Origin of the sequence: Bradyrhizobium sp. 160, assembly GCF_023073735.1 — a bacterium.
In the GTDB taxonomy this organism is placed as follows: Bacteria; Pseudomonadota; Alphaproteobacteria; order Rhizobiales; family Xanthobacteraceae; genus Bradyrhizobium.
In genome coordinates, this window is sequence record NZ_JADPKD010000075.1 from 142,973 (window position 1) to 153,066 (window position 10,094).

A 10,094-nucleotide genomic window follows, 5' to 3' on the forward strand; every position below is an offset into this window, starting at 1 on the left:
TTCATGTTTTGCAGGGCTATGGCCGCGCGCCTCGCGTGCGCGGCGGCATGTCTCATCGCCGGATTGGCGCTTGCACCGGCTTACGCCCAGACTTTGACGATGCGGAGCGCCCTGTCGCGCGCGCTGGAGGCGAGCCCGCGCCTGACGGCAGCTGAGCGCGACGTTGGCATTGCCACGGGCCAGCGCATCCAGGCGGGCGCGCTGCTCAATCCGGAGCTGTCCTATGAGCAGGACGATTCACTCGGCTCTGGCAAATATCGCGGGACGCGGTCGGCCGAGACTACGCTGCAAATCAGCCAGGCTTTCGAGCTGTTCGGCAAACGGGAAGCGCGGATTGCCGCCGGCGCAGCCGGCATCGAGGTCGCCGCGATCCAGCGCAAGGCCGTCAGGCTGGAGCTGCTGTCCGAGACCGCGATCGCCTTCCTCAGCGTGCTCGGCGCGCAGCGGCGCATCCAGATCCTCGACGAGCAGATCGCCGCGATCGATCGCCTGACGCCGCTGCTGCACCGCCGCGTCGAGGCCGGTGCCTCCTCGCCGGCCGAGACCGGCCGCGCCGAAGTCGCCTCCGCCCTGGTGAAAGCCGACCGCGAGCGCTTCAAGGCGACGCTGGCCAGCGCCCGGCGCGAGCTGGCGGTGCTGATGGGAGATCCCGCCGCGAAATTCGGCGAGGCCTCCGGCCGGCTCGACACCACCGGTCGGCCGCCGACGTTCCAGTCGGTGGTCGCCGCCATCGATGCCAATCCGCAACTGGTGCGCTGGACCGCCGTCTATGCCCAGCGCAATGCCGAGCTGCTGCTGGCACGGCTCAAGCCCTATCCCGACGTGCGGATCGCAGCCGGCTGGCGCCATTACAACGAAACCAATGACGATGCCGTGCGCTTCACCGTCTCGGTGCCGATTCCCGTGTTCGACCAGAACCAGGGCAACATCCTCTCCGCCCAGGAAAGCCTCGCCAAGACCAAAGCCGAGCGCGAGGCCAACCGCAACATGCTGATCGTGATCGCCGGCCGCGCCTATGACTCGCTCCAGGGCTCACTGCGCGAGCTCGCGGTCCTGCGCGAGACGGCGATCCCCAAGGCCCTCGAAGCGTCCGAGGCGATCTCGCAAGGTTACGGCCAGGGCCGCTTCACCTTGCTTGAAGTGCTGGACGCCCAAGCGAGCGTCGCCCAGGCGCGGCTGCGGGAGCAGGAGGCGCTGCAGAATTTCCATGCAGGCGTTGCGACCATCGAAGGCCTCGTCGGCAATCCCTTCACGCTGGCGCGGGAGAGCGCACGATGAAGACGTCCTCCACCCTTGTCGTCGCCCTCGTTGCCGCCGCGCTCGGCGCCTACGCTTATTCCATGCTCGCGCCGGCCAGGCTCTCGCCAGCCGAGCATGCCGCGGAGAAGAAGCCGGAGAAACCGAACGACCATGTCGAGCAGGACGAGCACGGCGCCGAGCGCATCCGCATCTCCGACGTCAAGCTCGCCGCCGCCGGCGTGGTGCTGGCGGAGGCCGCGAGCGCGACCCTGACCGACACGCTCGCCTTCAACGGCATCCTGCGCGCCAATCAGGAAGCCGTGGTGCAGGTGACGCCGCGCTTTCCGGGGATCGCCAAATCGATCCTGAAGCGCATTGGCGACAAGGTCGCCAAGGACGATCTGCTCGCCGCGATCGAGAGCAACCAGAGCCTCACCGTCTACGAGCTGAAAGCACCGATCGCGGGCACCATCATCGAGCGCCAGATCTCGCTCGGCGAATACGCCTCCGAACAAAAGCCGGCCTTCGTCCTCGCCGATCTCTCCACCATCTGGGTCGACCTGTCGATCTACCGGCAGGACCTGCGGCGCGTCCGCCTCAATGACGAGGTGCTGATCGATCCCGACGATGGCCGCGGCGAGATCAAGGGCACGATCTCCTACATGGCGCCGATCGGCTCGAGCGAAACCCAGACCGCGCTGGCCCGCGTCGTGCTGCCAAATTCGGACGGGCGCCTGCGTCCCGGCCTGTTCGTCACGGCGCGGCTGATCCTCGCCGCGCGCAACGTCGCGGTCGCGGTGCGCCGCAGCGCGATCCAGACGCTGGAGAACCGGACCATCGTGTTCGTCCGCGAGGACGGCGACAAGATCGAGGCGCGGCCGGTGGAGCTTGGGGATGCCGATCCGCGCCATGTCGAGATCAAGGCGGGCCTTACGGCCGGCGAGCATTACGTCGCGGAGAACAGCTTCGTCGTGAAGGCGGAGATGGGCAAGGGTGAGGCCGAGCATGACTGAGCGTCTCATCGCCGCCTCAGTTCATCAACGCTGGCTGGTTCTGCTCCTGGCGCTCGGCGCCCTCGCCTTCGGCGTCTGGAATTTCCAGCACCTGCCGATCGACGCCGTGCCTGACATCACCAACGTCCAGGTCCAGATCAACACCCGCGCGACCGGCTATTCGCCACTGGAGACCGAGCAGCGCATCACCTTCCCGGTCGAGACCGCGATGGGCGGCCTGCCGAAGCTGGATTACACCCGCTCGCTGTCGCGCTATGGCCTGAGCCAGGTGACGGTCGTCTTCAAGGACGGCACCGACATCTACTTCGCCCGCCAGCTCGTCGGCGAACGCATCCAGCAGGTGAAGGACCAGCTTCCGGCCGGCGTCGAGGTCGCGATGGGCCCGGTCTCGACCGGGCTCGGCGAAATCTTCATGTATACCGTCGAGGTCAAGGCGGGCGCCAAGACGCAAGGCGGCCACGACTATTCGCTGACTGATCTGCGCACCGTGCAGGACTGGATCATCCGGCCGCAGCTTCGCAACGTGCCGGGCGTGATCGAAGTCAACACCATCGGCGGGTTCGAGCGGCAGTTCCACGTGCTGCCGGACCCCGGCAAGCTAATGGCGTACCGGCTCGGCTTTCGCGACGTCATGACGGCGCTCGCCGCCAACAACGCCAATGTGGGCGCCGGCTATATCGAGCGCAACGGCGAGCAATACCTGGTTCGCTCCCCGGGCCAGGTCGGCAATATCAACGAGATCCAGGACATCGTCATCGGCTCGCGCGGCGGCAATCCCGTCAGGATCAGGGATGTCGCGACGGTGACGGAAGGCCGCGATCTGCGCACAGGCGCGGCGACGCGGGCCGGCGAGGAAACCGTGCTCGGCACCGCGATGTTGCTGATAGGGGAGAACAGCCGGACCGTGGCGCGCCGCGTCGCAGCCCGCCTCGAGGACATCGCCAAGTCGCTGCCCGAAGGCGTCGTGACGCGGACCGTCTACGACCGCACCGATCTGGTCGAAGCCACCATCCGCACGGTCCGGAACAATCTGCTGGAAGGCGCGGCGCTGGTGGTGGCCGTGTTGTTCCTGATCCTCGGAAACATCCGCGCCGCGCTGGTCACCGCCTGCGTCATTCCGCTGTCCATGGCCATGACCATTACCGGCATGGTCGAGACCAAGGTCAGCGCCAACCTGATGAGTCTCGGCGCGATCGACTTCGGCATCATCGTCGACGGCGCGGTGATCATCGTCGAGAACTGCTTGCGCATGCTGGCCGCGGCCCAGCGCGAGAAAGGCGGGCTGCTGACGACCTCGGAGCGGCTGCGTGCGATCCTGCGCGGGTCGAGCGAGGTGATCAAGCCGAGCCTGTTCGGAACCCTCATCATCGCGGTGGTGTACCTCCCCGTGCTGACGCTGACCGGCGTCGAAGGCAAGATGTTCACGCCGATGGCGCTGACCGTGCTGATGGCGCTCGGCGCTGCCGTGCTGTTCTCCATCACCTTCGTGCCGGCGGCGGTTGCCATCTTCGTCACCGGAAAGGTATCCGAGCACGAGAACCTGTTCATGCGGGCGGCGAAGCGCGCCTATCTTCCCCTGCTCCGGTTTGCCATCGACAACCGGCTCGCCGTCGCAATCATGACCGCGCTCATCGTGGTCGCAAGCGGCATCGCTGCCGCGCGGATGGGTGGCGAGTTCATTCCGAGTCTGGACGAAGGCGACGTCGCCCTGGCCTCGATCCGGATTCCCGGGACCAATCTCACGCAGTCACTTGAGCTTCAGAAGGCGTTGGAGAAACGCATCAAGCAGATTCCGGAGGTGAAGGAGTTCTTCACCCGTATCGGCACCGCCGAGATCGCCACCGACGCGATGTCGCCGGCGCAGACCGACGGCTACGTCATGCTGAAGCCGCGCGCCGAATGGCCCGATCCGAACAAGCCGAAGTCGGAGGTGATCGAAGCCATCGACCATGCCGCCAACGAGATTCCCGGCAGCGCCTATGAGATCTCCCAGCCGATCCAGTTCCGTGTCAACGAGTTGATCTCCGGCGTGCGCAGCGACGTCGGCGTCAAGATCTTCGGCGATGACCTCGACATCCTGCAAGGCACGGCAAAACGAGTCGAGGCAGCGATCCGCGGCATCCGCGGCGCCAGCGACGTCAAGATCGAACAGGTTGCGGGCCTGCCGATCCTCACCGTCCGGCTCGACCGCCAGGCGCTCGCCCGCTATGGCCTCAGCATCAGTGAGGTGCAGGGTATCGTCGAGATCGCAGTGGGCGGCAAGTCGGCCGGCAAACTGTTCGAGGGCGACCGCCGTTTCGACATCGTGGTGCGCCTGCCGGAGCATCTGCGTGGCAATCTCGAGGCGATCAGGGCTATCCCGATCCCGCTGCCGCCCGGTGAAGAGGCCAGTTCCGGCACGGCCGTGCGAACCGCGCTGGCCGCCTCTCCCCTCGCCCAGATGCGGTATGTGCCGCTGTCATCGGTCGCCACCGTCGATGCGACGCCCGGCCCCAACCAGATCAGCCGCGAAAATGGCAAGCGGCGCATCGTCGTCACCGCCAATGTCCGCGCGCGCGACCTCGGCTCCTTCGTCGCCGAGGCCGAAGCGGCGGTGGCTGAGAAGGTCAAGCTGCCGCCGGGCTACTTCATCGGCTGGGGCGGGCAGTTCGAGCAACTGGTCTCCGCGACCAAGCGGCTGACGATCGTGGTGCCGGTAGCGCTGCTGCTCGTGTTCCTGCTGCTGTTCATGGGGATGGGATCGGCTGCGGATGCGGCACTGGTGTTCTCCGGCGTGCCGCTGGCGCTGACCGGCGGCGTCGCTGCGCTGCTGCTGCGCGACATCCCGCTGTCGATCAGCGCCGGTGTCGGCTTCATCGCGCTGTCCGGCGTCGCCGTGCTCAACGGGCTCGTCATCATCGCCTTCATCGAGCGGCTGCGCAGCGAGGGGCGATCCGTCGTCGATGCCGTGCGCGCGGGCGCGCTGACGCGGCTGCGCCCGGTGCTGATGACGGCCCTCGTTGCCTCCCTCGGTTTCGTGCCCATGGCGCTCGCGACCGGCGCCGGCGCCGAGGTGCAGCGGCCGCTCGCGACCGTGGTGATCGGCGGCATCATCTCCTCGACGGTGCTGACGCTGCTGGTGCTGCCGGCGCTCTACGTGCTGTTCCGCCGTGACGAGGTGCGCGAAGCGCCTACAATGGCGCCTGATTTGGCAGCGTCCGGGGAGCGCTAGAGATGGCCGGCCCCGACTATCACGGACATCACCATCATGGTCATGGCGGCCATCCGCACGATCATGATCACGATCATGCTCATGGTCTTGGCCACGCGCATGTGCATGCCCCGACCAGCTTCGGCAAGGCGCTCGCGATCGGCATTTCGCTGAACATCGCGCTGGTCGTGGCCGAAGCCGTGTATGGCTATATCGGCAACTCCACCGCCCTGCTCGCGGATGCCGGGCATAACCTTTCCGACGTGCTCGGCCTGGTCGTGGCCTGGGGTGCGTCGATTGCAGCGCGACGCGCGCCGAGCGGCCGCTTCACCTACGGCCTGCGCGCCTCCACCATCCTGGCCGCGCTGGCGAATGCGGCGTTCCTGCTGGTCGCAACCGATGCGATCGGCTGGGAGGCGATTTTGCGTTTGCGCGAGCCGGAGCCGGTCGCCGGCGTGACCGTAATGGTGGTGGCAGGTATCGGCATCCTCATCAACGGTTTTACCGCCATGCTGTTCGCACGCGGACGCAAAGACGATATCAACATCGAAGGCGCCTATCTGCACATGGCGGCGGATGCCGCCGTCTCGCTCGGCGTCGTCGTCTCGGCGGCGCTGATCATGTGGACCGGCTGGCTCTGGCTCGATCCTTTAACCAGCCTCGTCATCTGCGCCATCATCCTCTGGAGCACGACCAGCCTGTTGCGCGGCTCCATCGACATGTCCATGGCGGCAGCGCCCAAGAGCACCGACCTCGCCGCGATCAGGGCGTTCCTGCTGGCGCGGCCGGGCGTCTCCGCGATCCACGATCTCCACGTCTGGCCGATCTCGACCACCGAGACGGCGCTGACCTGCCACCTCGTCATGCCCGCCGGCAGCACAGGCGATGCATTCCTGATGGAGACCGCGCAATTGCTCAAGACCTCATTCCGCATCGGCCACACCACGCTTCAGGTCGAGACGCATCTTGACAACGGCTGCGCCCTGGCGCCGGACGATGTGGTGTAGGATCTCACGCCTCATCCACCCGTCGTTGCGAGGAGCACGCGACAAAATCGCGTAGCAATTTTGCGCTGATGCGACGAAGCAATCCAGACTGTCTCTGCTGAGGCCGCCTGAATTGCTTCGCTGCGTGCAATGACGATCGGGAAGTAGCGCGCTTACGCCGCCTTCGCCGTCACGATCCAGATCGCGCCCTGCAACGTCACCGACTGCCCTTCCTGAAACGGCGCGAGCATGTCGCGGATCGAAGCCTTGGCGGCCTCGTACGTCTCCGGCGGATGGCCTTGGAGCGCGCGGCTGGCGGGGCCGATCTGGAGCGCGCCGTCGACAGCGGCATCGAGGCCACCGCCGATCGCGATATCCATCGCCAGATTGTGCGGCTGCAATGCAACGTCCACGAAGCCGGCACCTTTCAGGATGCGCATCACGCGCTCTTCGGAGGCGAAGGCGAACGGGCCCGGCTCTTCCGGTCCGACCGGCGGCATTTTCGGCACGTGCTTGTAGACCGCCATCAGCGGCGCCATCATCCAGGGGTTTTCCTTCGGCTCGCGCCAGCAAACGAAAGCGAGCCGCCCTGTCGGCTTCAGCGCTGCCCGCAAATTGGTGAAGGACACAATGGGATCGGCGAAGAACATCACGCCGAAACGCGAGGCGAGCAGATCGAAGCTCGCCCGTTCGAACGAATGCACCGTGGCATCCGCCAGCACGAAATCGAGCGGCAGGCCCTTCGGCGCCAACGCGCGCGCCTGCGACAGCATCGGCTCGGAGACGTCGAGACCGAGCGCAAAGCCATCAGGCGCCACCGCCTTGGCGAGCGCGACCGTCGTTGCACCGGAGCCGCAGCCGACGTCGATCACGCGCTCGCCCGGCTTTGGCTCGGCACGGTCGATCAGCACGTCCGCGATCGGCCCGAGCAGTTTTTCCTGCACCGCATGACGATCGGCCCAACGCTGCCCGCTCGGGCCGTTCCAATAGGCGATCTGGTCGGCGTTGAGCTCGTGTCCGCTTGACTGTTCCATCAACCCTCTCCGCGACGGTGCCGAACGTCCGCGCTCGGCCCGAGACGCTTATCCACATGCCGATCCCAGCCGCAAGGCCGATTTCCGCGCGGGACAAGCCTCGATGCCGCTTTGCCAAGCAAAGTCGACGCGGCCAAGCGGCCCTGTGTGAACTCAGCGAACAGGAGAAAACCCCTGCAGTCGGAACGATCAGTCGACATCGATTGCCTGCGGGCAATCTCGATCATATGGGTGCCTGACCCACCCGCTCGCCTGGCTTCGCCAATGGCAGCCGGAGGCGGTCAAATCCTCCGTCGCTGCCCGCCGCGGCGATGTCACGCCCCAGGACTTGCCAATCCGATCGCGCCGGCGTTCGCGCAGGCGGGCGCGGCAGCACATCGATAGATGACATACAGTCCGGCAGACGGTCTGATCCCGGACGGATGACGGCGCAAGGCGATCAGCACCGGCTACATCAGGAGGATTTACGACGAGTCGAGGAGGAGCTCAGTCATGAGGCGCATCTCCGCCGCGGGTGCCCCTCGTTTCTAGCCACAGCAAATCGTGGGCCGGCGCCTTCATCGACGCAGCGCCTCAGTCGCCGTTCCTCCAAGCTAGCGCCAGAACAGCGCCAGCAGCAGGATGACCGGGAGCGGAATTCCTAGCAGCCACAACAGGGCGCCTCGACCAAGTGTCATGGTGTTCGGCCTTTTCCAGCTTTGACGTAGACCAAGCCGCGAAGCCCTCGGGAGTTCCTGCTTCAGGAACGGAAGATTTGAGGGCGCGTTGGAACAGAAAGTGGAAGTTCATGGAGGATCTCACCATGGTGACACGTGCAATCCCTAATCCCTTTTTTGGCTGGACATGGTCGGCCGTGCTGGCTGGCATGTTCGCATCGTTGGTCGTCCAGATCTTGCTGACGATGCTCGGTCTGGGCATTGGTCTGCTCGCGATCGACATTCCCACAGCCTCAACGGCGCCCGCTGGCGCTGGCTGGGCGGCGTTCGTGTGGTGGGCGGTGTCGGGAATCATCGCCGCTTTTGTTGGCGGTGCCGTTGCGGCAGCCAACTCGCCGGATCAGTCCGGGCTCGGCCGCGTCGGTCACGCACTTGCCGCCTGGGCGGTCACAACCGTCGTCGTGGTGGCTGCGGCAGCGATGATGCCGGCGTCCGCGACCAGCATCGCCAGCAACCTGGTCGGCCCCTCATATACAGCGAGCGCCCGGGTCGCCTATTGGTCGAACAATACCGGACGGGACACGGTCGGTGCGACGACTCGGCCGGCCACGCCGGCCCAGCTCGATGAGGCCCGCAAACACTTCTCGTACGTGATGTTTGCAAGCTTCTGTTCGCTTCTCCTCGGCGCAGGAGCGGCCTATGCCGCCGGTATGGCGACGACGGCCCAGGCGGTCAAGGAAACGGCAAGGCCGATGACGTAACGGCACAACGCAGGGCTCGAGAACGGAACGCTGGCGCGGGATCTGTGCGCATTGCGGCCGCATTGGTTTCAACGAACGGCCACACTGGAATCAGATGTCAACCAGATTTCCTCGATAGGTTGGCCGTTCCTCAAACTGAAAAGGCACGACCATGCGCAGCTTCACGGCATCCGTCATCGTTGCAGCTCTCTCCCTCGGAACACCTGCTCTGGTGCAGGCACAGGGCACATCGTCGCAACCCGGCAAGGAACAGCCGTCGACTCAATCCAGCACGGTGATCCGGAGCATACAGGTTGTGGACATCAAGGAATTGCAGCCGGCGGTGCGCGCGAAAGTCGATGAACTCGTGGCGCACACCAGCGATCAGGACATCCAGTCGCTTCGGAAGTCCATCGACGACACACCGGAGGCAGCCTCCGTGCTCAAGGCCAAAGGCTTGAGTTCGTCCCAAGTCGTCGCGATCAACATCGCCGACGGTGTTCTGACCATGTTCACCAAGACAGCCTGACATCAGACGGGAGTTGAGGCGCTGCACGGCGGCCACGAGCATGATGCCGCCTCCTCGGCCGGACGACGAGATCCGCGCGACGAAAGAGGGCAGCCCTGCAGCGGGCCTGCTGCAGGGCTGCTCGTGTCCAGCATCGAACCCTGCCGCAGGCGGCAAATTGGAGCCAGTTGGCGGCGCGCCCTTGCTTCGGCACCCGCGGGGGCGCTAAAGAGGCGCACTTGGGCGGTTAGCTCAGCTGGTTAGAGCATCTCGTTTACACCGAGAGGGTCCGCGGTTCGAATCCGTGACCGCCCACCAGCCTTCGCTTGTCCGGCCCGGACACATGGGTAACAGGTCGTACCTGAGACATGGGTGACAACCTCGTGCCGTTCGGGTGTCGAGGGTTGCAGGGTCAGTCCACGCCTTCATGGCGCCGGACCATTATTGCTCGGCACGCACTTTCGCCGTCAACCCCGCGCCAAGGGGGCGCGCCCCTGCGGGCTTCGGGGGTTGACCGCTCAGCGCGGCCAAGCAAGTGGCTGGCCATGCCCAAGAATGAGCAAGAGTGCCTTATCAGTCAGAGCGACGATGTCGTACCGGAGACCTCGGTGACGGGCTTCGGGCCGAATGGGTTGTCGAGAGGTTGCAAGGTCTTTTGCTCCAGGTCGAAGTATCCCAGATCGTAGTGCATGAAGCTGACGAGCCAAATGCCGTCGTCGACTTCCTTG

At 65.6% G+C, this 10,094-nt stretch carries 7 protein-coding genes, 1 tRNA gene and 1 pseudogene; 7 read left to right on the forward strand and 2 right to left on the reverse strand.

Annotated features, from left to right (window positions below):
* The first annotated feature begins 3 nt into the window (after positions 1-3).
* From ihpA to IVA98_RS31785, 4 genes are read left to right on the forward strand one after another with little or no spacing between them, the layout of a single operon-like run.
* Positions 4-1,278: a divalent metal ion exporter subunit IhpA gene (gene ihpA, locus IVA98_RS31770; protein WP_247356313.1), complete on the forward strand. Its 1,275-nt coding sequence runs from the start codon at positions 4-6 to the stop codon at positions 1,276-1,278.
* Complete coding sequence (gene ihpB, locus IVA98_RS31775) at positions 1,275-2,252, forward strand: divalent metal ion exporter adaptor subunit IhpB (protein ID WP_247294651.1); 978 nt, start codon at positions 1,275-1,277, stop codon at positions 2,250-2,252. Before ihpA ends, ihpB begins: the two co-directional genes overlap by 4 nt.
* On the forward strand, positions 2,245-5,463 hold the full coding sequence (locus tag IVA98_RS31780; protein WP_247294649.1) for an efflux RND transporter permease subunit: 3,219 nt from the start codon (positions 2,245-2,247) through the stop codon (positions 5,461-5,463). The genes ihpB and IVA98_RS31780 overlap by 8 nt, the downstream gene beginning before the upstream one ends.
* A gap of 2 nt (positions 5,464-5,465) precedes the next feature.
* Positions 5,466-6,449 carry a cation diffusion facilitator family transporter gene (locus IVA98_RS31785; RefSeq protein WP_247294647.1) on the forward strand — a complete coding sequence of 328 codons (984 nt, stop codon included), beginning with the start codon at positions 5,466-5,468 and terminating at the stop codon, positions 6,447-6,449.
* 152 nt (positions 6,450-6,601) lie between these two features.
* Here the strand turns inward: IVA98_RS31785 and IVA98_RS31790 are convergent, their stop codons facing one another.
* Positions 6,602-7,462, reverse strand: a complete 861-nt coding sequence (locus tag IVA98_RS31790) for a class I SAM-dependent methyltransferase (RefSeq protein ID WP_247356315.1) — start codon at positions 7,460-7,462, stop codon at positions 6,602-6,604.
* A gap of 787 nt (positions 7,463-8,249) precedes the next feature.
* Here IVA98_RS31790 and IVA98_RS31795 point away from each other — a divergent pair.
* From IVA98_RS31795 to IVA98_RS31805, 3 genes are all read left to right on the forward strand, one after another.
* On the forward strand, positions 8,250-8,879 hold the full coding sequence (locus IVA98_RS31795; protein WP_247300236.1) for a hypothetical protein: 630 nt from the start codon (positions 8,250-8,252) through the stop codon (positions 8,877-8,879).
* A gap of 151 nt (positions 8,880-9,030) precedes the next feature.
* A complete protein-coding gene (locus tag IVA98_RS31800; protein ID WP_247300238.1) occupies positions 9,031-9,387 on the forward strand; it encodes a hypothetical protein in 357 nt (118 codons plus the stop codon).
* A gap of 220 nt (positions 9,388-9,607) precedes the next feature.
* A tRNA-Val gene (locus tag IVA98_RS31805) sits at positions 9,608-9,684 on the forward strand.
* 259 nt (positions 9,685-9,943) lie between these two features.
* Here IVA98_RS31805 and IVA98_RS37850 read toward each other — a convergent pair.
* Positions 9,944-10,094: pseudogene (locus IVA98_RS37850) on the reverse strand (IS481 family transposase); the annotation flags it as partial.